Raw genomic sequence first — 22,618 nt, forward strand, 5'->3', positions numbered from 1 at the left:
AATGTGAATCATTATATCCGGGGGGGGATAAACATGAAAAAATTTATATTAACAAGCATTACCATAATTATTTTAATTTCCATAGCTTTAAATACAAATAATATGAGTGGAAAAGTAAACCAAAGTGATGTTGCTGGTAAACTTATAAGGTTTCATGTAATAGCTAATAGTGATGACAAAACAGATCAAAAGTTAAAATTAAAAGTAAGAGATTCTGTTTTAAAATATATATCACCAAAACTTAAGGATTGCAAGAGCATAGAAGAATCAAGAAAGATTATAAAGAATGAAAATAAAAACATTAAAAAAATTGCGGAAACTGTTATAAAGAAAAATGGGTTTAAATATTCCGTAGCATCGACACTTTCAGAGGAAAACTTTCCAGTTAAAACCTACGGAAATATAACTTTGCCTCAAGGTAAATATGAGGCTTACAGAATTATTATTGGAACTGGCACAGGCCAAAACTGGTGGTGTGTTATGTTTCCACCATTATGTTTTGTAGATATTACTAAAGGAAATGTATCATATGAAAAAACGGAAAAAGAAATGAAAACAGTATTGTCGGATGATGAGTATAATTTGGTAGATAATACTGTAAATAATAAAAAAATAGTTGTTAAATTTAAAATTGGCGAGATTTTTAACAAATTATTTAGTTGAAAAAATATCTAGAAGACTACTAGGAGGATAATAATTATTATCCCCTTATGAAGAATACCGGGAGGGAAACATATGAAAATGCTAAAGAAAAGAATTTTGTATACAAGTGTTGTAACTATAATTGTTGTATTTTCAACTACTTTTGCTATACTAATGTTTTTGGAAAGATTAGATTATAGAAATTATCTTCAAGGTCAATATAGTAAAAATATGTATGAACTTGTTAGTTCTGTACAAAATATAAGGGTAAACCTAGGTAAATCTGCTATTGTGGGGTCTAGAGAACAGAGCATAGTAGTCTTTGAAGAAATATTTAGACATTCAGCCACCGCAAATGATAAATTACATTCGTTGCCACTCGAACAATCAGTTATTTCGGATACTAGTGAATTTTTAACTCAAGTAGGAGATTTCTGCTACACTTTAGGCAAAGCATCATCAGAAGGAAAGGAACTTAATGATAAGGAATATGAATTAATTGACAAATTAGAGATGCAATCGTATACGCTCCAGGAACAATTAAATGGAGTGCTTTCTGAAATAAATGAAGGTAAAGTCAAATGGGGAGAGATTAGGAAAAAAAGTAGTGGAGTATTTGCAAAAGAGGGTAAGAGCCTTGTGACTGAAAAATTCACGGGTATACAAAAACAAATAGTTCAGTATCCAGCATTAATTTATGATGGGCCTTTCTCAGATAATGTATTAGAAATAAAGCCTAAAATAATGTCCCAAAAGGAAGTAAGCGAAAAAGAAGCAATCAAGATAATAAAAAATATATTTGGAGAAGATAAAATTGAAAGCATTGAAAGTAACCCACAAGAAGGGAAGACTAAAATACCTGCTTACAACTTTCATGTAGCATTTAAAGGTAGAGGTAAAGGTGATGGTAAAGCAGTAATAGAAGTAAGTAAAAATGGAGGTAGAATAGTATATTTATTAGATAATAGGGCTATAGGAAAACCAACTTTGAATGCTGATAAGGCAATACAAAGTGGAAGTAAGTTTATTAGTAAAATAGGATATAAAAATATGGAGTCTACATACGTGCTGAATTATGATAATACAGTAGTGGTAAGTTATGTGTATAAACAAGGAGAAGTGGCGATTTATCCAGATCAAGTAAAGCTTAAGATTGCGCTAGACGATGGTAGTATTATAGGAATTGAATCTGAAAAATTTCTAATTTCTCATGTTGAAAAAAGGAAGAACGTTAAACCAAAAGTAACAGCAGCAAAAGCGCAAGAAAAGGTTGGTAAAAGGCTGAAAATAAATAAAATTAGTTTGGCTGTCATACCAACCGAGACTAATAAAGAAGTATTGTGCTATGAGTTTTTAGGGTTATATAAGGAGAAAAATTTTATAGTGTACATTAATGCTGATACTGGTTATGAAGAAAGAATAATGGAAATAATAGACACGCCTAATGGCAAGTTAACTATTTAGTATAATAAAAGGTTAAGAGGACGAAAATATTACATGTAGTAGTCAATTAAAGAGAGGATATATGTGCGATTTATGCACGTATATCCTCTCTTTAATTGAGTTGTTTTAACGACGTTTCAGACGGGAAGTATCCCACTTCTATAAGTGGAGTATAAATCTCCTTCTGAAGTCGTCAATTCATCTTCTTCGAAGCTATGCAGCGACCCAGGAGGTGATTTAATTTGCCATTATAATTTCGAGTGGTGTTATTAGAGAAAGTGAGTTTTGAAAATTAAAATACAAAGGAATAGATAAAAATGATATAATATGATACAATACTAAAAAAATTTAGTATTATATACTAAAAAACTAGTATGTAATACTAAATTTATTTGGAAAATGGTTACTATGGTTATAAGGAGTGAGCGTTAATGAAAAAGAAGATAGCAGTGTTATTTGGTGGTCAGTCCACAGAACATGAGGTTTCGAGAATGTCAGCAACATCAGTATTGAAAAATATTGATCAAACAAAATATGATATATACCCTATAGGAATAACTAAGGATGGGCTATGGTTTGAATATACTGGTAAATTAGATAACATAGAGAATGGTGAATGGGAAAAGGACGAATATTATAAGAGGCCAGAGGGACAAAAAATTATATTTAATAAAGAAGTGGATGTAGTATTCCCAGTATTGCATGGTTCATTTGGAGAAGATGGAACTATTCAAGGTATGTGCAAATTATCCAATATTCCTTGCGTGGGCCCCGGAGTAATGTCCTCTGCTATTTGCATGGATAAAGTATATACAAAATACTTATTAGAAAAATTCAATGTAAAGCAAGCTGATTATGTGGTAATAAATTCGAGCGAACATGCAAAAGACAAAGAAATATTAATAGAAAAGATAGAAAAAAAATTGGGCTATCCAGTATTTATTAAACCGTCTAATGGAGGGTCCTCTGTAGGTATAACAAAAGCACACAACAAATATGAATTAATGCTTGGAGTAGAAGAAGCTCTAAAATATGATAGAAAAATTTTAGTTGAACAGGCCATTAATGCAAGGGAAATTGAGGTTGCTGTAATAGGGAATGATTATCCTGAGGCGGCTATTCCGGGAGAAGTAATCCCCGCAAAAGAATTTTATGATTATGAAGCTAAATATAAAAACGAGGAATCTAAACTTTTAATACCTGCAGCGCTCTGTGAAGCTAAGCTACAGACCATTAAAGATGAAGCTATAAAAATTTATAAAATACTAGATTGTGCTGGAATGGCAAGAGTGGATTTCCTAGTGGATAAAGAAACAGAAGAAGTTTATTTAAATGAAGTTAATACTATACCGGGCTTTACTCAAATAAGTATGTACCCTAAAATGTGGCAAGCTACAGGGAAAACTTATGTGAAGCTTATTGATGAACTTATTGAATTGGCTATCAATAGGAACAATAAATAGTAGTTTTAACGACATTTCAGCTCCGCAGGAGATGGTTTAATAGGAATTATTAAAATACAGTAAAGAGAGGTATTGCTTATGACAACAGCTTTGGCTATGATTTCTGGAGGCCTTGATAGTATATTAGCAGCAAAACTTGTAAAAGATCAGGGAATAGAAGTCATTGGGATATGCTTTAAATCACACTTTTTCAATGAGGAAAATGCATTGAAAATCGTTAAACAAATAGATATACCATTAGAAGTTATAGACTTTTCAAATGAACATTTTGAAATGGTAAGAAATCCAAAACATGGATATGGGAAGAATGTGAATCCTTGTATCGATTGCCATGCTATGATGATGAGATATAGTGGAGAGCTATTAGAGAGATTTCATGCGGATTTTATTATAACAGGAGAAGTGTTAAATCAAAGACCTATGTCGCAAAATAGATCAGCTTTAGATATAGTGAAAAATGAATCGGGTATAGGAGATAAAATCTTAAGACCATTATGCGCTAAGAATCTTAATCCAACTCAAATGGAGATTGAAGGGTTAATAGATAGAAATGCTCTTTTGGATATAAAAGGGAGAAGCAGAAAGACTCAAATGGAACTAGCACAAATGTGGGGTATTCTAGAGTATCCATCACCTGCTGGTGGATGTAAACTTACGGAGCCTAACTATTCTATAAGACTTAAGGACCTCTTCGAGTATAAAGAAGATATATCAAAAAAAGATCTAGAATTATTAAAAATAGGAAGACATTTTAAGGTATCTAAGGATGCTAGGATTATATCTACAAGAACTCAGGAAGAGGGGGAATTATTAAAACAACTTTTAACGCAGGAAGATTTAGTATTCTTATCTGCGGATTATAATGGGTCTACTGTTGCTATAATTGGCAAAGAGACAAATGAAGATATTGAATTTGCAGCTAAAATTGCGGGGAGATATTGTAAGGGTAAGGATGAAAAAAATATATCTATTAGTTATGGCAGTTATGATCAGCCTTTAAATAAATTTATAGATATAACGCCTGCAACTGATGAAGAAATAAACAACTACATTTTAAAATAGCGAGGGGTAAGGGTATGAAGAAAAACGCAATAATTTCAGTTGTTAGCAAACAAGCTGACAATGAAGATGATGGTGAAGCAATTGAGGTGGTGACACCGGGTAAATTTTATAAAGAAGATGATTGCTATTATGCAGTATATGAAGAGACCGAGATTTCAGGAATGAAGGGAACTACTACTACTTTAAAAATTGATGAAGAAAAGTTTACACTTATAAGAACAGGAACTACTAATACTGAAATGAAATTTAAGAAGTATGTAAGGGACTTAACTTTATACAATACGCCCCATGGAGCATTAGATCTTACTGTGGATACTAAGGAGTTAAAGATGAATGTGGACGATAACGGCGGAGATGTATTTATAGATTATGATATGATAATAGGGAATCAACAGGTTTTAAGTACGACTTTGCAAATTAACATTAAAGCACAATAAAAATAAAGGCTATGTTCTAATTTTAGAACATAGCCTTTATTAACATGATACACTTTTTTTTTAACAACAAGTTAAAGTTATGTGTATAGTTTTTGTGTATAAGTGTCAATAATTTAAGTGACAACATAATATATAGAAAATCTAGGAGTGATTTAATGTTAAAAAATATTAATTATGAGAAGATAATAGAAGCTATTTGTTACGTTAAAGGCATAAAAAGTCATGAATCATTAAAAATATTAAAAGACAGAGAGTGTAAGTATATTTTATTCTTATTATTAAAAAAGTATAAATGTGGAGATGAAGAAAGCGCTTATAAGAATTTTCTGATTTCAAACAAAAGAGCTGCTAATTATGGGTTAAAAAAAGCAGAGGAACGATTTTTCATTAATAAAGAATTTAGAGAGAGGTATTTCGAAATAGAAAACATATTAGATAGAGACAACTAGAAATGTAAATATTTGAGATTTTACATAACAAAACTCAAAAAAAAAGAAAAACAAAAAAACACTGGTGAATGACAAAAAAATATGCTAAAATAATATTATTATTTTAATAATAAATACGCCATTATACCATACTATTCAATTTATAGGGTAATTCCTATTATAGAATTATAAAGAACATTTGTCAAGTTGTTTTTTATAATAGTTAAATAACTTATGATGAGCAATAAAACATAGGGGGAGTAATTATGAGTGCTAAGTACATATTTGTTACAGGGGGAGTAGTGTCATCTTTAGGGAAAGGAATAACAGCAGCTTCGTTAGGAAGGCTTTTAAAAAATAGAGGGTTAAAGGTTTCTATTCAAAAATTTGACCCATATTTAAATGTGGACCCGGGCACCATGAGTCCATATCAGCATGGTGAAGTTTTTGTTACGGATGATGGTGCGGAAACAGATTTAGATTTAGGGCATTATGAGAGATTTATTGATGAGAACTTAAGCAAGAGTAGTAATGTAACCACAGGGAAAGTATATTGGTCAGTCATATCAAAAGAGAGGCGAGGGGACTATTTAGGTGGTACAGTGCAAGTAATCCCACATATAACTAATGAGATAAAAGAAAGGGTCTATCGAGTAGCTAAAGAAAAAGACGTAGATGTTGTTATAACTGAAATCGGTGGAACTGTTGGGGATATTGAGTCTTTACCTTTTTTAGAGGCTATAAGGCAGGTGAAATATGAAGTAGGAATAGAGAATGTTTGCTTTATCCATGTTACATTAGTGCCATATTTAAGGAAGGCTGGAGAACTTAAAACCAAGCCAACCCAACATTCTGTAAAAGAATTGAGAAGTATAGGCATTCAGCCAGACATCATAGTATGTCGTTCTGAGAAGGAGATATCTGATGATTTGAAGTCCAAAATAGGTCTGTTCTGTAATTTGGAGGCGAACTGCGTAATTCAAAACTTGGATGCTGAGAATTTATATGAAGTGCCACTTATGCTTCACAAAGAAGGATTAGATACCCTAGTGTGTAAAAAATTAAAATTTACTTGTCTTGAAATAGATAATAGTGCGTGGATTAATATGGTAGATAAATTAAAGAGTTTATCTGGAAATGTAAAAATAGCTTTAGTAGGAAAATATGTAGAACTTCATGATGCATATATTTCTGTTGTTGAGGCATTGAGTCATGGAGGTCTTTTTAACGATTGCAATGTAGAAATTAAATGGGTAAATGCCTGCGATATAACTTCAGAGAATGCAAGTGAAATATTGGAAGATGTTGACGGAATATTGGTGCCTGGAGGATTTGGTGATAGAGGAATTGAAGGCAAAATACAGGCGACTCGATATGCTAGAGAAAATAAAGTGCCGTTCTTTGGGATATGCCTTGGTATGCAATGCGCTGTTATAGAATATGCAAGAAATGCGTCGGGACTCAAAACCGCTAATAGTTCAGAAATCGATGCGCAGACGAAGTATCCAGTAATAGATTTAATGCCAGACCAAAAAGATTTAGATGAAAAAGGAGGTACAATGAGACTAGGGCTATATGCATGTAAATTAGCAAAAGATTCTAATGCTTATGAAGCGTACAAAGATGAAGTAATATATGAAAGACATAGGCATAGATATGAATTTAATAATGAGTATAGAAAAGAAATGATTGACGCAGGACTTTTGCTTACAGGAACAAGTCCTGATGAAAAATTAGTAGAAATAGTTGAAATTAAAGATCATCCTTGGTTTGTTGGAGTTCAGTTTCATCCAGAACTTAAATCTAGACCTAATAAACCACATGTATTATTTAGTGCATTTATTAAGGCCTCGCTTAATAAATGATATAGTTAAAGGGTTGTAAGTAACATAAGCAGCCCTTTATTTTTTTACTCCATAACAAATTATTAAACAATTTTAAATTATAATGATTTTTATATAAAACTTACTAATAGTTTCAATTTAAATTTAGCAGGAATTTAATTAAATTTATAGAATTTAGTATTAAACACTATAGCCAAGAAAAATGGATTTGTTTTAACGGCATTTCAGCACTGAAGGTGATGATTAGTAATCCTTATGTAAAAAAATTCACATAAGAAGTATAAAATATGGAGGTGAAGTAATTGGTATTTGATACTAATATTGCTATGGCTTTGAAAAATCCTAATGGTGAGTATAAAGTTTGCGAACTGACAATATTTGAAATAGAGAACATGGAAACTGTATTTCCCTCTTTAAAAGTTGAATTACATAAAGGTACTGAAATATTAATTAAGGTTAAGTGTTCGCTATGTGAGGAGTTTCATTTTTATCATTATAATATTAATGAGTTTTTTAAAATAAATATGGTTATAGGAGGATGTGAACAATTAGCCTTACCTATATTTTTAATTGGCAAGAATCAAAAAGTTATTGAAAAAGTAAATGAATATAGACAGACTATAGAGAAGATTTACGCTATGATATAAAAGAAAAAACAAGTAATTAGGCGGGACATGGAACTATATAGGTTGCTGGGGAATTTAAATATAGTGGATTAAAATTGTGAAATAGGATATAATTTAAAGAATATATCATTTCAAGAAAATTCATTGGATAGTAGACTCGTTTTAAAATTCCCATGATATTTATTAAATAGATATTATATATGAAATACCCTTCGGAGGTGCAGATTTTTGATAAATAAAGATTTTGATAATAGGACAGTAGTCGAGCTGCGGGAACATTGCAAAGAACTCGGCATTAAAAATATTTCTAAACTTAAAAAAAGTGAATTAATTGAGGAAATAAAAAAGATAACGCCAGTTTCTATGCAAAAGGATGGAGTTATTTTAAGAGAAAAAATAAGTCCCAAAAACACTTCTACAGCTGGAGACAATATTATAGGAAATTCAGAGAAGCAAATCGAAATTAACCCAATTCAAACTACTCAAGCTACCAATAATTCAGAACATGATACAGGTTTTAAAAATCAAAATGAAAATAAAAAAGAAAAATTACAAGAAATGATAAATGAATCGGGATCGGCAAGAGGAGTTCTGGAAATAATCGAAAACAATAGTTATGGGTTTCTAAGAGGGAATAATTACTTATCAGGCCCTGACGATATATATGTTTCGCCATCTCAAATTAGAAGATTTAACTTAAAAACAGGTGATGAAGTAGAAGGTAAGGTTAGAACGCCTAAAGAGGGTGAAAAATTTAAAGCTCTGTTGTATGTACAACAAGTAAATGGAGAAAATCCTGACAGAGCTGTAGGTAGAAGACCTTTTGAAAAGTTAACTCCGATTTATCCAACTCAAAGATTGACACTAGAAACATGTGCAACTGATTTGTCTTCGAGAATGATGGATATTATTTCTCCTATAGGAAAAGGGCAGAGAGGCATAATTGTAGCACAGCCAAAGGCGGGAAAAACAACACTTCTTAAAAAAATCGCTAACAGTATCTCTATAAATCACCCAGAAGTAAAACTAATTGTTGTTTTAATAGATGAAAGGCCTGAGGAAGTTACTGATATGCAGAGATCTATTAATGGTGAAGTTATTTATTCAACTTTTGATGAAGAACCAGATCATCATACAAAAGTAGCTTCTATGGTTCTTGAGAGAGCTAAAAGAATGGTAGAACAAGGCCAAGATGTAGTTATTCTATTAGATAGTTTAACTAGGCTTTCTAGAGCTTACAATTTAACTGTGACCCCTTCAGGAAGAACTCTATCCGGAGGACTCGATCCTAGTGCACTTTTGATGCCAAAGAAATTTTTTGGAGCGGCTAGAAATATAGAAGAGGGTGGAAGTTTGACAATTCTTGCTACTGCTTTGGTAGAAACAGGAAGTAGAATGGATGATATGATTTTTGAGGAATTTAAGGGTACAGGAAATATGGAAGTTCACTTAGATAGAAAACTTCAAGAAAGAAGAATATTCCCAGCGATAGATATTTATAAATCAGGGACAAGAAGAGAAGATTTATTGCTTACTAAGATTGAAATGGAGACTATATATAATTTAAGGAAGATAATGTATAGAGAAGGTAATGCATTAGGTGTAACAGAAAAACTCCTAAATTTATTAGCTACAACAAAGAGTAATAATGAATTTTTTGAGATGATAAATAAGAATTTTGAATTATTAGCTAGATAACATAATTTTTAAATTAGTATAATTAAAAAAATGGAAAAGATAATTAAATCTTTTCCATTAATATATTATTCTGCATCTTCGTTTTTTATGTTAAATTTCTTCATGAATCTATCAACTCTTCCACCGGCATCAATATTCTTTTGCTTACCAGTGTAGAATGGATGGCAATTAGAACATACGTCTACTTTAAGTTCTTGTTTAGTAGATCCTGTAGTAAAAGTGTTTCCACATGCGCATTTAACAACTGTGTCGTGATGGTATTCTGGATGTATTGCTTCTTGCATATTTTTCACCTCTTTCAAAAAAAAATATATACCCGTATTGTCAACTCTTTAATTTTATCATATAATTAATAATTAAGTCAATAAGAATAAAAATATATTAAAGTAAAAAAACATGTGTAAGATTTGCCAAAAAATTATAAGGCATACTTAAAGCTATGCTTTTAAAACATGGATTAACAAATTGGAGGTAAAAATATGTACGGACCAAAAAATCATGGCTGGGTGGAAGTTATTATAGGGCCTATGTACAGCGGGAAGTCTGAGGAGCTTATACGTAGGATAAGAAGAATTAAAATTGCAAGACAGAAAGTGCAGGTTTTTAAACCTGAAATTGACAATAGATACAGCAGGGGAGACGTGGTGTCTCACTCCGGAACTAAGGTAGATGCAGTTCCGGTTAAGGATAGCGCACAGATGTTGCAGCTCTTAGATGCGGATACACAAGTTATTGCTATAGATGAGGTACAGTTTTTTGATAAAGGTATAATTGATGTAATCACTACCTTAGCTGATAGCAATAAAAGGGTTATATGCGCGGGTTTAGATATGGATTTTAGAGGGATACCTTTCGGACCGATACCTACACTTCTGGCTGTGGCGGAATTTGTTGACAAAATTCAGGCGATTTGTGTAGTGTGTGGCAATCCGGCTACTAGAACTCAACGTTTAATTAATGGGAAACCGGCTAAATATGAAGATCCCATTGTCTTAATTGGAGCTACGGAATCCTATGAAGCGCGATGTAGAAAGTGTCACATTGTCCCAAAAGAAGGGGGGTAACTATGGCTAAAAACATAAATGTCGGAGGTCAGGCAGTAATTGAAGGGGTTATGATGAGAGGAAGCGCGGGAATTGCCACCGCGGTGAGAACTGAGCAAGGGGAAATTGTAGTGGAGAAAAAAGGATACACAGCTTACACTAAAAAAAATAAAATTTTAGGGCTTCCAATAATAAGAGGGTTTGTTTCTTTAATTGAGTCTTTAGTTATAGGTGTAAAAACTTTAAATTATTCAGCTTCTTTTTTTGAAGAAGAGGAAGAACCTTCAAAATTAGATAAATGGATAAAAAAAGTATTCAAGGAAAAAAGCAATGATGTAATTGTGGGGATATCTCTCGTCATTTCATTGATTATATCTATAGGGTTATTTTTTATTTTACCAACTCTTGTAGCTAGTTTTTTTAGTAAGGTGGGCGCAAGCACAATGGGTATGAATATTGTAGAAGGAATTATTAGAGTTTTAATATTTTTAATATACGTATATTTAATAGGAAAAATGGAAGATATCAAGAGGGTATATCAATACCATGGCGCAGAACATAAAACTATATTTTGTTATGAAAACAATGTTGAATTAACTCCAGAGAATGCAGCTAAGTTTGGAAGACTGCATCCAAGATGTGGTACGAATTTTTTGTTTTTAGTTATGATAGTTAGTATAATAATGTTTTCTTTAACTGGTTGGAATTCAATCTGGGAAAGAATAATGTATAGAATAGTACTTCTTCCTTTGATTTCGGGTGGAAGCTATGAAATTATTAAATGGATGGGAAAAAGCACAGGCACCCTAGCTAAAATCCTTTCTTATCCAGGACTGAAATTGCAGAACCTAACTACGAGGGAACCGGATTTGTCTCAGATAGAAGTGGCAATAAAGGCGCTTAAAGTAGCTGAGGGTATTGAATGTGTCTAATATAAAAAACAAATATATTCATCCCGTGGTAATCATAAATGAAGGTGGTAGGAAATGAATATAGGAGAAATACTTCTAGAATCGTATGAAATTTTAAAAAAAGTTCAGATTGAAAGTTATTTGTTGGATTCACAACTCTTACTTGCTAAGGTTTTAAATAAGGATAAATTGTTCATAATGCTTAATAGAGATTTTAATCTTAATCAAAAGCAGGAAAATGAATTTTCGCGGTTAATTCAGATTAGAAAAAGTAAAATGCCTATAAAATACATTCTTGGTGAATGCGAATTTATGGGAATGGATTTTATAGTAAGGCCAGGAGTTTTGATACCGAGGCCTGACACTGAAATTTTAGTTGAAGAAGTAATTAGGCATATAAATGAAAAAGCTTATACTGAAGTGTGTGATGTTTGTAGTGGAAGTGGAGCTATTGGCATAGCCATAGCTGAATTCATTAAAAGTACGAAGGTAACGCTGTATGATATAGCTGATGACGCTTTAACTGTGGCAAAATTGAATATAGAAAGATTTGACTTGGCTATTAGAGTTAACGTGGAGAATAGTGACTTATTGAAAGCTCCTATTGAACAAAACAAGAAATTTGAAGTGGTAGTTTCCAATCCGCCTTATATAAGAGAAGATGTTATACCAACTTTAATGGATGATGTAAAGGAATATGAACCGTATATAGCCCTTAGTGGTGGAAGAGATGGTTTAGATTTTTACAGGAGGATTACAGAAGAGAGTTTACAGGTTTTGAAAAAGGGAGGGCTCTTAGCTTTTGAAATAGGATATGATCAAAGAGAAGAAGTTAGCAATATTCTTTTAAAATCAGGATTTAAGAAAATAGAATGTATTAAAGATTTGGCTGGGAATGATAGGGTCATTAAAGCCATTTTAGTGTAATAAATGTTAAATCATCTCCTGCGGAGATACACAGCTTCGACGAAGGTGTATTAGCTAGATGCAATTTGTATTTTGAATCTAATTGTGATAAAATAATATGATGTGAAAATATATATACGGAGTGATAAATATGTTGGGTAGGCTTGATTTTACAGAAAATAAATACGATGAGATTTCAATTAAAATTTGCGACCCGTTGGTTATAGCTAATCAAAAGGAATGGCAAAAGTTATGCAAAGAACATGCAGAATTGGAAATACTCGTTACAAAATATAGAATATATAAAAAAGCTAAGCAGGATTTAGAATCAAACAAAGAAATGCTTAGAGAAGAATCAGATAAAGAAATGAAAGATATGATTCAAGAAGAGATGAAGGACTTAACTCAAACTAAAGAAACTATGCAGGAAGAATTAAGAATTTTACTTTTGCCTAAGGATCCAAATGATGATAAAAATGTATTTGTTGAAATTAGGGCAGGAGCAGGTGGAGATGAAGCAGCATTGTTTGCAGCAAATCTATTCAGAATGTATACAAGATATGCAGAGCGTAATAGATGGAAAGTTGAAGTAATGAGTGCTAATGAAACTGATATTGGCGGATTCAAAGAAGTGGTATTTATGATAAAAGGTGAATCTACATATAGTAAATTTAAATACGAAAGTGGAGTACACAGGGTTCAAAGGGTTCCAGATACAGAGTCGAGCGGAAGAATTCATACGTCTACGGCTACTGTAGCAGTGCTGCCAGAGGTTGAAGATGTAGACATTGAAGTTAGTGCTAACGATTTAAGGATAGATGTGTTTAGAGCATCTGGTAATGGCGGACAGTGTGTTAATACAACAGATTCAGCAGTAAGAATGACACATATCCCTACAGGACTTGTAGTTTCTTGTCAGGATGAGAAGTCTCAGTTAAAGAATAAAGAAAAAGCACTAAAAATATTAAAATCTAGATTGTTTGATAAAGCTGAGGCTGAAAGATCGGCAGGAATAGCTGAAGATAGAAGGAGTCAAGTAGGTACGGGAGATAGAAGTGAGAGAATAAGAACTTACAACTATCCTCAAGGAAGGGTAACAGATCATAGAATAGGGTTAACATTGTATAGATTAGAATCTTTTCTTGATGGAGATATAGATGAAATGCTAAATACCTTGATAACTGCTGATCAAGCAGAAAAGATGAAATCCATGGGTAATAATGATTAGAATTTAGTGTAGGCACATGAAAATAGACTAGCATATTGAGTTGTGTTTTATAAGGACTCTAATTATTATAAGTGAAAGGTGAAATTATGAATATAAATAAAGCCATTAGAAAGCAAAAGAGGACTTACAAATGTTTATGCTATCAATGTGCTTTATTTTTGTTTTATCGCCAAATATATTAATAGATCAAAGATTATAAATATATTTTTTTATAATATATTTAGTTTGCATCGAGCTGATGATTACGTTTGTAGTACTTCATAACAAATTAAAATTCAAAATTTAGAGGAAACTTATTTCTATTTTATAATTAATAAAGGTGGATTTAAGAAATATATTTTACTAGATAACTTATATAGACCTTGTGTTCAAGCAGTCTTTTCTGATGATGATATAGAAAAAATTAAAGATTGCGGCATAAACCCCCACTGACACAAATAAAATTAGTGTATAGGGAAATAAGCATAAAGCTAAACGCTTCTATACTTTATTCTCATATGGAATTGTAGCATATATGATTATAATTCTATAAAAGTGGGGGTATAAATTTGAATAGTAGTATTGTTTTGATAATCATATTTTCAGGAGTAATAGCTTTGATTGGTACTATGACAGGGGCGTTTTTAGGTGTTATTATAAACAAACCTTCACAAAAGTTCTTAGGAAATATTATAGGATTTTCATCAGGACTTATGCTTTCTATTGTAGTTTTTGAACTTATTCCAGAAGCTACAGAAAAAACAGGATTGCTAGGAACCTTATTATTTTTAATCCTAGGAATTATTGTTGTTGTAACAATAGACAAAATCAGCAATTTAAGTGGCAATGCAAATTCTCAATATACAAAGGTGGCTTTTATGGTTGCCATTGGAATAATGATTCATAATTTTCCAGAAGGTCTAATAATGGGATTTGGGTTTGTTAACGGAGAGAACTTAGGACTTAAAATGAGCGTTATAATTGCAATACATGATGTGCCGGAAGGCTTGGCTGTGGCAGCACCTCTAATGCTTTCGGGGACAAAAAGCAGAAAAATATTATTTTACGCATTTTTAACAGCCTTGCCTACTGCAATTGGCGCTTGGATAGGAATTTATATTGGCAGCATATCTGTAAATATATTAGGTGGTGCTCTAGCATTTGCGTCAGGTGTTATGTTATATGTGATTTACGGAGAGATGATTCCACAGTCTAAAAAGCTTTGGTCAGGAATCACAAACACATTGGGAATACTTTTGGGGATAATAGTTGGGTTAATAGTGACTAATGTGCTTTAACGACATTTCAGAAGGAAAGCTTCCCACTTCTATAAGTGAGGGTATAAATCTCCTTCTCAAGTCGTCAATGCATCTTCTTCGAAGATGTGCAGCACCGCAGATGATGATTTAATTAAGAGGTGTAAGGATGAAAACGAAGATAACAATAATAGATGAAAATAATATTGAACAAAATATAATTAATGAGGCTGGGCTCGTTATAGCTGAAGGCGGATTAGTTGTTTTTCCTACGGAAACAGTTTATGGTCTTGGTGCGAATGCCTTAGATAAGATTGCTGTAGAAAAAATTTTTAAGGCTAAGGGAAGACCACAGGATAACCCCCTTATTGTGCATGTGGCAGATTTTAATATAGAGTATTTAGTTAAAGAAATACCCTATATAGCCAAAGAAATAATGAATAGATACTGGCCTGGACCAATAACGCTTATTTTTAATAAGTCTGATTTGATACCTATAACTACAAGTGCGGGACTCAATACTGTAGGTATACGTATGCCAGCGAACCTCATTGCAAGAAAACTTATTGAGGCAGCTGGAACACCTATTGCAGCCCCATCAGCTAATATATCTGGTAGACCCAGTCCAACTGATGTAGAAAGTTGTATTGAAGATTTAAATGGAAAGATAGAGTATATTCTAGGGGGAGATAAAAGTAAAGTAGGCCTTGAGTCAACAATAGTTGATTGTACTTGTACCCCTATATGTATACTAAGGCCGGGGGCTATAACCATTGAGATGTTAAGAGAGATAGATGAGAAAATATATATTGATAAAAATATAATGTCTAAACCAAAGGACGATTTTAAACCTAAAGCACCTGGTATGAAGTATAGGCATTATGCACCAAAATCTCCAGTTAAAATTATATGTGGAGATTTAGAAAAAACTGTTGCAAAAATCAATGAAATAGTGCAGAATAATATGGGCAATAAAAAAATAGGGATTATAGCGACAGATGAAACTAAAGCTAAATATTGTTGCGGCACTGTTATTTCCTTAGGTAGCAGAAAGCACTTAGATAGCGTGGGCAAAAATCTTTTTGAAGTTTTAAGAAGTTTTGATGATACCGATGTAGATTTAATATTATCAGAAGCGTTTGAGGAAAAGGGTATAGGTGTTGCTATAATGAATAGGCTTAAGAAATCTGCAGGCTTTGATATGATTGAAGTATAGTAGATAACAATTTATAGTTGATATCTATTCCAGATGAATATGAGGAGGATAACTATGGGTATATCGTATATTTGTAATGAAAAAATGCGAAGAAACTATATGCTAGAAGCTATTTATAGTAAAATATATACTATAAATATTATAGACCCATATGTTAAAGATGTCTTAGTATATTCGAAAGAATTTAGTGGATTAAAGAATAATGTATTCTTATTATTGGATAAGATAAAGAAGATAATAGTATTTAAATAGTTTATTTAAATACCGATATCTTCTTTTTTTGTAACATAATATCTTTAGATAATAAAATATTTCTTGGAGGTGTTTCATAATGAAAATAGCATTAGGTAGTGACCATGGTGGTTTAAGTTTGAAAAAAGAGATTATTAAACATCTGGAGAGTAAAAACATCCAGATAGCGGACTTTGGTACTTATACTGAGGAGTCTTGTGATTATCCAGATTATGCTCTAAAAGTTGCACAGGAAATAGCAGTTAAAAATTTTGAACTTGGTATACTAATATGCGGTACAGGGATTGGAATAAGTATTGCTGCCAATAAAGTACCTGGGATAAGAGCTGCACTATGCAGCGACACTTTTAGCGCCCATGCAACGCGCGAGCATAATAATGCTAACATACTAGCGCTTGGCGAGCGAGTTATTGGCACCGGGTTAGCCCTAGATATTGTAGATACTTTTATCGCTGCAAAATTTCAAGGGGACAGACATCAAAAAAGAATTGATAAAATAAATAAAATTGAGGAAAAATACTCTAAATAAACATTAAAAAAGCAGGAGGAATTACATATGAGTAAAGTAACGCAAATCACACATCCACTTATACAACACAAATTGGCATACATAAGAGACAAAAACACAGGTTCAAAGTATTTTAGAGAGTTAGTTTCAGAGGTCGCAATGCTTATGGCTTATGAAGTTACACGTGATATACAATTAGAAGAAGTAGAAATTGAAACTCCTATTTGTATTACTAAATGCAAAGTTTTGGCTGGAAAGAAAATGGCTATAGTACCTATATTAAGAGCAGGTTTAGGAATGGTTGATGGTATGCTAAATCTTATACCGGCAGCTAAGGTTGGACATATAGGAATGTATAGGAATGAGGAAACGTTGCAACCAGTTGAGTACTTCTGTAAATTGCCTCAGGACATTAGTGAAAGAGATGTAATTGTTACGGATCCTATGATTGCTACAGGAGGTTCTGCGATAGATGCAATTTCAGCTCTTAAGAAAAGAGGAGCAAAAAATATAAGAATTATGTGTCTTATAGCTTCACCTGAGGGAATTAAGGCTATTACGGAGGCACACCCAGATGTAGATATATATGTAGCCTCAATTGATGAAAAATTAAATGAAAAAGGATATATTGTACCGGGTCTTGGTGATGCTGGAGATAGATTATTCGGAACTAAATAGTTAAATATTACAATTTATATATGAAAACTTAAAAAGCAACTTACAGAAAATTATCTGTAAGTTGCTTTTTTTTACTTAATTGAATTTTATTGAAAATATCTATTAAGTAATCCCTTAAATGCGCAGCCGTGACGTGCTTCATCTTTGCACATTTCATGTACTGTATCATGAATTGCATCATAGTTAAGTTTTTTAGCTAAAGTAGCTAAATCTTTTTTACCTTGACAAGCTCCGTGTTCAGCATCAACTCTCATTTCAAGGTTTTTCTTAGTGTCTGCGGTTACAACTTCTCCAAGCATTTCAGCGAATTTTGAAGCATGTTCAGCTTCTTCAAAAGCTATTCTCTTATAAGCGTCTGCAACTTCTGGGAAGCCTTCTCTATCAGCTTGACGGCTCATTGCTAAATACATACCAACTTCAGTACATTCTCCAACAAAGTTAGCTCTTAATCCTTCTATAATTTCTGCATCTACGCCTTTAGCAACTCCAATGACATGTTCATCTGCCCATGACATATCATTTTCAGTTTTCTCTATAAATTTATCGCTTTTTGCACCACAAACTGGACAAACGCTAGGTGCGGAGTCTCCCTCGTGAATATATCCACATACTGTACAAACAAATTTCTTCATATTAATTTCCCCCTCGTATTCTTTTGAGCTTTCACGGAAACTCCTTAGCTCCTGTGATTACTCATTTTTAGTATCATTAATTTTTGTTGATTCCCCCACTTTTTTTGCATAAAACACTTGACAAGCCTGTAAAATTTTGCGGTCCTCCTCTTAAAGACATGTTTTAATAGGAGGATTATTTTATGCTTAAAAATTGGAGCTCTCATGCTGATTATCAGCAATTTATTATTTTAAATCTCTCATGTTTCTACAAAGCTTTTCCTAAAAAAATTATAGAACTTGAACCTTCTATCTCTAAGTTGTATTGCTTAGACTTAGATATTCTTAGAGAGATATTAAAACCTTATTATTCTAATATTGGTAGACCTGCAACTCTTCAACCTGAGATATTTCGTTCATTTTCTTTAATGCTTTTTCAAAAGGAAACAAGCATTACCAACTGGGTTAAAAAGATTCATGCCTGTGAGTTACTTGCAACCTGTATAGGCTGCACTAAAAATAATGTCCCATCACTTGGTGCTCATTATGATTTTATCTCTAGATTATGGCTTTCAAATCTGTCTACCGACAGGGTAAACCTAAAAAAAATATATTCGTATAAGAAGAAACCCTCTAAAATTAAGGCACCCGGGAAAAATAAAAAGCTTCCTAATAAAAAAACTGGTGTTGTTAAGAGAATTTCAGATTTTTTTGAAGCTGGTCGCTCATTTTCCCTAAGAGCCGAAAGGCTGCTTCAAAAAATATTCTCATTAGTTGCTGTAGAACCCTCTTTTAATCTTAACTTAATAGAAAAAGATAACCTTACAGTTGGCGGCGATGGTACTTGTGTTCACTGTAAGTCTTCTTACTATGGTTCTAAAGTTTGTGACTGCCGTGAAAATGGAATTTACGATTGCAAATGCCCTCGTAGACTTTCTGACATAAATGCTAATTGGGGTTGGGACAGCCATGAAAATCGTTGGTTTTATGGCTACACTCTCTATGCTTTATCTGTCTATAATAAAAAATATAAGATAGATCTACCTATTTATCTACGATTTGTAGAGGCAAGCAGACACGACAGTGTCACTGGAATAGTAGCATTAGCTGAATTTAGAGAACTGTTACCGCAGTTCACTATATCAAATTATGTTCTTGACTCAGCTAATGATAACTACCCTACATATGAATTATGTTCTAAATGGAACATTAATCCCTTTATTGATCTGAACTCCAAAAACAAAGGAAATTCAAAATATCCAGTTACTCTAGATATTAATGAAAAAGGATTTCCTATCTGTATTGGTGGCCATGAAATGGTCTATAACGGTTATGAAAAAAGTCGTTCACGCCTTAAATGGCGTTGCCCTTTAGTTTTAAAAAAGGTTGCTAGTTGCTCTTGCTGTGAACAGTGCTCACCTTCACCTTATGGGCGAGTAATCTACACTAAACCATCATGGGATTTGCGGTTGTTTACTCCTGTGCCTCGCGGCTCAAAACAATGGAAAACTATTTATAAAACTAGAACCTGCTCAGAACGTATAAACAATCGTATTCTAAATGATTATAAAATTCATACTTTACGAATACATGGTAAAAAACGTTATTCATTTATGACTATGATTGCTGGAATTAATATTCATCTAGATGCAAGACTTAAAGTTTCAGGTTTTAGTATTTTAAATTTATTAGAGTAGCTGTTTGACAATTAAGTACTTTTTTCTGAAAATTCCTGCATCGTGTAGGCTTGTTTGCTATACCTATTTTTATTCCTAACTGCTCTCTGAACATAAAATTTATAGCACTATAATGACTCTATACATAATTAAGTTTTACATATTAGTTTCCGTGACTACTCTCTTTTGAGTAAGATAACAATTATAAATTGTATCCCCTCGTATATTAGTTATATAATTTACTAAATAAATAAAAAATATGTGTTCATCTTTGCTACAATTACTACTATACACTAACGGATAATAATTATCAAGTAAAATTTAATGTCTTTTAGTGGAAAAAGTTCGAGCATATTCGACAAGTTGCTAATTTAATATATTTTCTATGCCAGCTAAATCTTTTATTTGAATTAAATTCTTGTTGAAATCTATTAAGCCATCAGCTCTCATATTCACGAGCTCTCTTGAAAGAGATGGTCTCTGTACACCTAGATGATCAGCAAGGCTTTTTCTAGAAATAGGAAGTAGGAGTGCTAAGTTTTTTTGAATTTCATATTGAGAAAGTAAGTAATTAGATATTTTTTGCCTTAGGGTTTCAAAAGAGAGTTCTTTAATCTTTTTATTTAATAAAAGAATTTTACTTGATAATAATTGCATGAAGTTGTTTAGTACTTTAGGGTAGGAGCTACACATAGCTATAATATCTTTTTTTGAAATATAAAGTATAATTGAACCTTTATAAGATACTATAGTAGCTGGGTATATATTTGTCTCTGAAAAAGCGATTGCTTCTCCAAAAATTTTTCCTTTATCTAATTTTGCAAGGGTAACAACTTTTCCACTAGCATAATGTTTTTGTACTTCTAGTTTACCTTCAATTACAATGCCTAGAGATTCACAGATTTCACCCTCAAGAGCAACAATGCAGGTTTGGCATTCAGTACAATTTTTGCAGTTATTGGAAATTGAATAATTTATACTTGTAATTAAATTTTGCAATTCGTCACAAGTTAAACCTTTAAATAAAATACACTGTTTTAAATGATTTACCAGTTTATCCATCAAATCACCCTCAAATTTTTATTTTGGTAACGTAAGTTACATATTAGTATAAGTAATTTTAATATAATTAACATATACAGTCAATTAAAAAATTAATTAGGTACATGAAGATAAATAAAATAGTATACGAATTGTTATTTATTTGAATGGGCATCAATGTGAATATATAAAAAATGGAGGAGTTTAAATATGAAAAGGAATATTATTAGTATAGATGAAAATAAATGTAATGGTTGCGGATTATGCATAAATGCTTGTCATGAAGGAGCCATAGAGCTCGTTAGCGGTAAGGCTAAATTAATAAGCGATGAATATTGTGATGGTCTGGGAGATTGTCTGCCAGGGTGCCCAACAGATGCTATTAAAATAATACAAAGAGATGCTGTAGAGTATGACGTACAGGCCGTTGAAATAAAAAAGAAACAAAATGATGCTAAACCAAATTTACCCTGTGGATGTCCTGGTACAATGGAAAAATCCATAAAAAGAAATGTGAATTTGAATGTTAAACTAGCTGCAACTAAAATAAGCAGTTACGATGCTTCGCCACTAGAGTCAGAATTAAACCAATGGCCAGTACAGTTAAAGCTAGTTAATTCAAAGGCAGGATTTTTAAAGGGTGCAGATATATTAATTGCTGCAGATTGCACGGCGTATGCTTATGGGGGTTTTCATAAGGAATTTATTAAAGAAAGAGTAACGTTAATAGGATGCCCAAAGCTCGATGATAATGATTATTACAGACAAAAAATTTCAGAGATATTAGAAAATAATAATATTAAAAGTATTACGGTAGTTAGAATGGAGGTACCTTGTTGCGCGGGTATTGTTAATTCTGTAAAGGAAGCTATGCTTCGAGCTGGAATAATAGTTCCATACAAAGAGGTAACTATTGGTATAAACGGAGTAATAATTTAGTATTGATATAGAGGGCTGCGAACCCACCCCCTTTCTATACTTGAGCACGTCAAGGAGGCATATAATATATGTTTCTCTTGACGTGCTTTATAGTAAGTTAGCATATATAGTTCATTAAACACTTTAAATCATCGTTGTTTTAGTGTAAAATAACAGTGATTGATTATTAGATTATAAATTTAGTTTTTAATTTTTAATCTACATAATTAAAATATGTTTATATGAGGTATAATTATGGAAAGAATTGATAAGCATAATTATTATTTGGATATATGCGAAACAATATCTGAACGAGGTACTTGTTTACGTAGAAATTTTGCAGCTATAATAGTGAAAAATGATGAAATTATGTCTACTGGATATTCAGGAGCGCCTAGAGGAAGAGCGAATTGTTGTGATTTAGGAGTCTGTAGAAGAGAAGAATTAAAAGTCCCAAGAGGGACAAGGTATGAACTTTGTAGATCAGTACATGCTGAGCAAAATGCAATTATATCAGCCCGGAGAAATGATATGTTAGGGTCGACTTTGTATTTAGTTGGGAAAGAGGTTAATAGCGGTGAATTAGTTATAAATGCGTCTCCATGTTCTTTGTGCAAGAGGTTTATAATTAATTCGGGTATAGAGAAGGTAATAATTAGAGATAACAAAACGCAATATAAAATTGTATATGTAGAGGAATGGATAGAAAATGATGACTCAATTCAAGGTGATGGTGGATATTAATTATGAAA

At 32.3% G+C, this 22,618-nt stretch carries 24 protein-coding genes; 21 read left to right on the top strand and 3 right to left on the bottom strand.

The annotated features are described in order from the left end of the window. The first annotated feature begins 33 nt into the window (after positions 1-33). The 9 genes from spoIIR to rho all read left to right on the top strand — a co-directional run bounded on the left by spoIIR (position 34) and on the right by rho (position 9,643). Entirely contained in the window at positions 34-663 is a 630-nt protein-coding gene (gene spoIIR, locus ACWJKS_RS00755) for a stage II sporulation protein R (RefSeq protein ID WP_165413245.1), read from the top strand. Between the two features lie 72 nt (positions 664-735). After that, complete coding sequence (gene ypeB, locus ACWJKS_RS00760) at positions 736-2,106, top strand: germination protein YpeB (RefSeq protein WP_216303373.1); 1,371 nt, start codon at positions 736-738, stop codon at positions 2,104-2,106. Positions 2,107-2,516: 410 nt separating this feature from the next. Continuing rightward, positions 2,517-3,548 (top strand): D-alanine--D-alanine ligase family protein, encoded by a 1,032-nt coding sequence (locus ACWJKS_RS00765; RefSeq protein WP_220286862.1) that lies wholly within the window; start codon positions 2,517-2,519, stop codon positions 3,546-3,548. Positions 3,549-3,626: 78 nt separating this feature from the next. After that, complete coding sequence (locus tag ACWJKS_RS00770) at positions 3,627-4,610, top strand: tRNA 4-thiouridine(8) synthase ThiI (RefSeq protein ID WP_216303371.1); 984 nt, start codon at positions 3,627-3,629, stop codon at positions 4,608-4,610. A 14-nt stretch (positions 4,611-4,624) separates the two neighbouring features. Then, a complete protein-coding gene (locus ACWJKS_RS00775) occupies positions 4,625-5,047 on the top strand; it encodes a YwiB family protein (protein WP_165413042.1) in 423 nt (140 codons plus the stop codon). Positions 5,048-5,202: 155 nt separating this feature from the next. Further along, positions 5,203-5,496, top strand: a complete 294-nt coding sequence (locus tag ACWJKS_RS00780; RefSeq protein ID WP_216303370.1) for a ribose-5-phosphate isomerase — start codon at positions 5,203-5,205, stop codon at positions 5,494-5,496. A 245-nt stretch (positions 5,497-5,741) separates the two neighbouring features. Continuing rightward, the gene (locus tag ACWJKS_RS00785; protein ID WP_220286863.1) at positions 5,742-7,340 is read left to right on the top strand and encodes a CTP synthase; all 1,599 of its coding nucleotides are present in this window, start codon (positions 5,742-5,744) and stop codon (positions 7,338-7,340) included. 281 nt (positions 7,341-7,621) lie between these two features. Then, positions 7,622-7,966, top strand: coding sequence for a hypothetical protein (locus tag ACWJKS_RS00790; RefSeq protein WP_216303368.1), 345 nt, complete (start codon positions 7,622-7,624; stop codon positions 7,964-7,966). Between the two features lie 207 nt (positions 7,967-8,173). Further along, complete coding sequence (gene rho / locus ACWJKS_RS00795) at positions 8,174-9,643, top strand: transcription termination factor Rho (RefSeq protein ID WP_216303367.1); 1,470 nt, start codon at positions 8,174-8,176, stop codon at positions 9,641-9,643. 65 nt (positions 9,644-9,708) lie between these two features. Here the strand turns inward: rho and rpmE are convergent, their stop codons facing one another. Then, positions 9,709-9,927 carry a 50S ribosomal protein L31 gene (gene rpmE, locus ACWJKS_RS00800; RefSeq protein WP_165413047.1) on the bottom strand — a complete coding sequence of 73 codons (219 nt, stop codon included), beginning with the start codon at positions 9,925-9,927 and terminating at the stop codon, positions 9,709-9,711. Positions 9,928-10,122: 195 nt separating this feature from the next. Here rpmE and ACWJKS_RS00805 point away from each other — a divergent pair, with 195 nt between their 5' ends. From ACWJKS_RS00805 to upp, 9 genes are all read left to right on the top strand, one after another. After that, a complete protein-coding gene (locus tag ACWJKS_RS00805) occupies positions 10,123-10,707 on the top strand; it encodes a thymidine kinase (RefSeq protein ID WP_462960258.1) in 585 nt (194 codons plus the stop codon). A gap of 2 nt (positions 10,708-10,709) precedes the next feature. Then, on the top strand, positions 10,710-11,618 hold the full coding sequence (locus ACWJKS_RS00810; protein ID WP_462953342.1) for a DUF1385 domain-containing protein: 909 nt from the start codon (positions 10,710-10,712) through the stop codon (positions 11,616-11,618). A gap of 54 nt (positions 11,619-11,672) precedes the next feature. Then, positions 11,673-12,524, top strand: a complete 852-nt coding sequence (gene prmC / locus ACWJKS_RS00815; protein ID WP_216303365.1) for a peptide chain release factor N(5)-glutamine methyltransferase — start codon at positions 11,673-11,675, stop codon at positions 12,522-12,524. A gap of 130 nt (positions 12,525-12,654) precedes the next feature. Then, positions 12,655-13,731 (top strand): peptide chain release factor 1, encoded by a 1,077-nt coding sequence (prfA, locus tag ACWJKS_RS00820; RefSeq protein WP_216303364.1) that lies wholly within the window; start codon positions 12,655-12,657, stop codon positions 13,729-13,731. 548 nt (positions 13,732-14,279) lie between these two features. Next, the gene (locus ACWJKS_RS00825) at positions 14,280-15,008 is read left to right on the top strand and encodes a ZIP family metal transporter (protein ID WP_216303363.1); all 729 of its coding nucleotides are present in this window, start codon (positions 14,280-14,282) and stop codon (positions 15,006-15,008) included. A 127-nt stretch (positions 15,009-15,135) separates the two neighbouring features. Next, a complete protein-coding gene (locus tag ACWJKS_RS00830) occupies positions 15,136-16,182 on the top strand; it encodes an L-threonylcarbamoyladenylate synthase (RefSeq protein ID WP_216303362.1) in 1,047 nt (348 codons plus the stop codon). A 54-nt stretch (positions 16,183-16,236) separates the two neighbouring features. After that, positions 16,237-16,434: a hypothetical protein gene (locus tag ACWJKS_RS00835; protein ID WP_216303361.1), complete on the top strand. Its 198-nt coding sequence runs from the start codon at positions 16,237-16,239 to the stop codon at positions 16,432-16,434. A 79-nt stretch (positions 16,435-16,513) separates the two neighbouring features. Then, a complete protein-coding gene (gene rpiB / locus ACWJKS_RS00840; RefSeq protein ID WP_216303360.1) occupies positions 16,514-16,963 on the top strand; it encodes a ribose 5-phosphate isomerase B in 450 nt (149 codons plus the stop codon). Positions 16,964-16,990: 27 nt separating this feature from the next. Next, positions 16,991-17,620: a uracil phosphoribosyltransferase gene (gene upp / locus ACWJKS_RS00845; RefSeq protein WP_165413055.1), complete on the top strand. Its 630-nt coding sequence runs from the start codon at positions 16,991-16,993 to the stop codon at positions 17,618-17,620. An 86-nt stretch (positions 17,621-17,706) separates the two neighbouring features. On the opposite strand, the gene ACWJKS_RS00850 is transcribed toward upp, so the two are convergent. Continuing rightward, positions 17,707-18,252 carry an NADH peroxidase gene (locus tag ACWJKS_RS00850; protein ID WP_462960259.1) on the bottom strand — a complete coding sequence of 182 codons (546 nt, stop codon included), beginning with the start codon at positions 18,250-18,252 and terminating at the stop codon, positions 17,707-17,709. 182 nt (positions 18,253-18,434) lie between these two features. Between ACWJKS_RS00850 and ACWJKS_RS00855 the strand changes: the two genes are divergently transcribed. Further along, positions 18,435-19,928 carry a hypothetical protein gene (locus ACWJKS_RS00855; protein ID WP_462959674.1) on the top strand — a complete coding sequence of 498 codons (1,494 nt, stop codon included), beginning with the start codon at positions 18,435-18,437 and terminating at the stop codon, positions 19,926-19,928. Between the two features lie 345 nt (positions 19,929-20,273). Here ACWJKS_RS00855 and ACWJKS_RS00860 read toward each other — a convergent pair whose 3' ends face one another. Beyond that, positions 20,274-20,969 (bottom strand): Crp/Fnr family transcriptional regulator, encoded by a 696-nt coding sequence (locus ACWJKS_RS00860; protein ID WP_216303358.1) that lies wholly within the window; start codon positions 20,967-20,969, stop codon positions 20,274-20,276. A 189-nt stretch (positions 20,970-21,158) separates the two neighbouring features. Here ACWJKS_RS00860 and ACWJKS_RS00865 point away from each other — a divergent pair, with 189 nt between their 5' ends. Beyond that, complete coding sequence (locus tag ACWJKS_RS00865) at positions 21,159-21,887, top strand: ATP-binding protein (protein WP_216303357.1); 729 nt, start codon at positions 21,159-21,161, stop codon at positions 21,885-21,887. Positions 21,888-22,121: 234 nt separating this feature from the next. Beyond that, positions 22,122-22,610 carry a deoxycytidylate deaminase gene (locus ACWJKS_RS00870; protein WP_216303356.1) on the top strand — a complete coding sequence of 163 codons (489 nt, stop codon included), beginning with the start codon at positions 22,122-22,124 and terminating at the stop codon, positions 22,608-22,610. Positions 22,611-22,618 lie beyond the last annotated feature (8 nt).

This window comes from Clostridium sp. CM038, assembly GCF_055081105.1.

Excerpts from the sequence above, each read along its gene's own strand:
- ACWJKS_RS00860 (WP_216303358.1), bottom strand. The coding sequence starts at position 20,969 with ATGGATAAACTGGTAAATCATTTAAAACAGTGTATTTTATTTAAAGGT.
- ACWJKS_RS00780 (WP_216303370.1), top strand. The coding sequence starts at position 5,203 with ATGTTAAAAAATATTAATTATGAGAAGATAATAGAAGCTATTTGTTAC.
- rpmE (WP_165413047.1), bottom strand. The coding sequence starts at position 9,927 with ATGCAAGAAGCAATACATCCAGAATACCATCACGACACAGTTGTTAAA.
- upp (WP_165413055.1), top strand. The coding sequence starts at position 16,991 with ATGAGTAAAGTAACGCAAATCACACATCCACTTATACAACACAAATTG.
- ACWJKS_RS00810 (WP_462953342.1), top strand. The coding sequence starts at position 10,710 with ATGGCTAAAAACATAAATGTCGGAGGTCAGGCAGTAATTGAAGGGGTT.
- spoIIR (WP_165413245.1), top strand. The coding sequence starts at position 34 with ATGAAAAAATTTATATTAACAAGCATTACCATAATTATTTTAATTTCC.
- ACWJKS_RS00805 (WP_462960258.1), top strand. The coding sequence starts at position 10,123 with ATGTACGGACCAAAAAATCATGGCTGGGTGGAAGTTATTATAGGGCCT.
- ACWJKS_RS00855 (WP_462959674.1), top strand. The coding sequence starts at position 18,435 with ATGCTTAAAAATTGGAGCTCTCATGCTGATTATCAGCAATTTATTATT.
- ACWJKS_RS00765 (WP_220286862.1), top strand. The coding sequence starts at position 2,517 with ATGAAAAAGAAGATAGCAGTGTTATTTGGTGGTCAGTCCACAGAACAT.
- prmC (WP_216303365.1), top strand. The coding sequence starts at position 11,673 with ATGAATATAGGAGAAATACTTCTAGAATCGTATGAAATTTTAAAAAAA.
- ACWJKS_RS00775 (WP_165413042.1), top strand. The coding sequence starts at position 4,625 with ATGAAGAAAAACGCAATAATTTCAGTTGTTAGCAAACAAGCTGACAAT.
- ACWJKS_RS00865 (WP_216303357.1), top strand. The coding sequence starts at position 21,159 with ATGAAAAGGAATATTATTAGTATAGATGAAAATAAATGTAATGGTTGC.
- ACWJKS_RS00870 (WP_216303356.1), top strand. The coding sequence starts at position 22,122 with ATGGAAAGAATTGATAAGCATAATTATTATTTGGATATATGCGAAACA.
- ACWJKS_RS00835 (WP_216303361.1), top strand. The coding sequence starts at position 16,237 with ATGGGTATATCGTATATTTGTAATGAAAAAATGCGAAGAAACTATATG.
- ACWJKS_RS00770 (WP_216303371.1), top strand. The coding sequence starts at position 3,627 with ATGACAACAGCTTTGGCTATGATTTCTGGAGGCCTTGATAGTATATTA.
- ACWJKS_RS00785 (WP_220286863.1), top strand. The coding sequence starts at position 5,742 with ATGAGTGCTAAGTACATATTTGTTACAGGGGGAGTAGTGTCATCTTTA.
- rpiB (WP_216303360.1), top strand. The coding sequence starts at position 16,514 with ATGAAAATAGCATTAGGTAGTGACCATGGTGGTTTAAGTTTGAAAAAA.
- ypeB (WP_216303373.1), top strand. The coding sequence starts at position 736 with ATGAAAATGCTAAAGAAAAGAATTTTGTATACAAGTGTTGTAACTATA.
- ACWJKS_RS00850 (WP_462960259.1), bottom strand. The coding sequence starts at position 18,252 with ATGAAGAAATTTGTTTGTACAGTATGTGGATATATTCACGAGGGAGAC.
- ACWJKS_RS00830 (WP_216303362.1), top strand. The coding sequence starts at position 15,136 with ATGAAAACGAAGATAACAATAATAGATGAAAATAATATTGAACAAAAT.
- prfA (WP_216303364.1), top strand. The coding sequence starts at position 12,655 with ATGTTGGGTAGGCTTGATTTTACAGAAAATAAATACGATGAGATTTCA.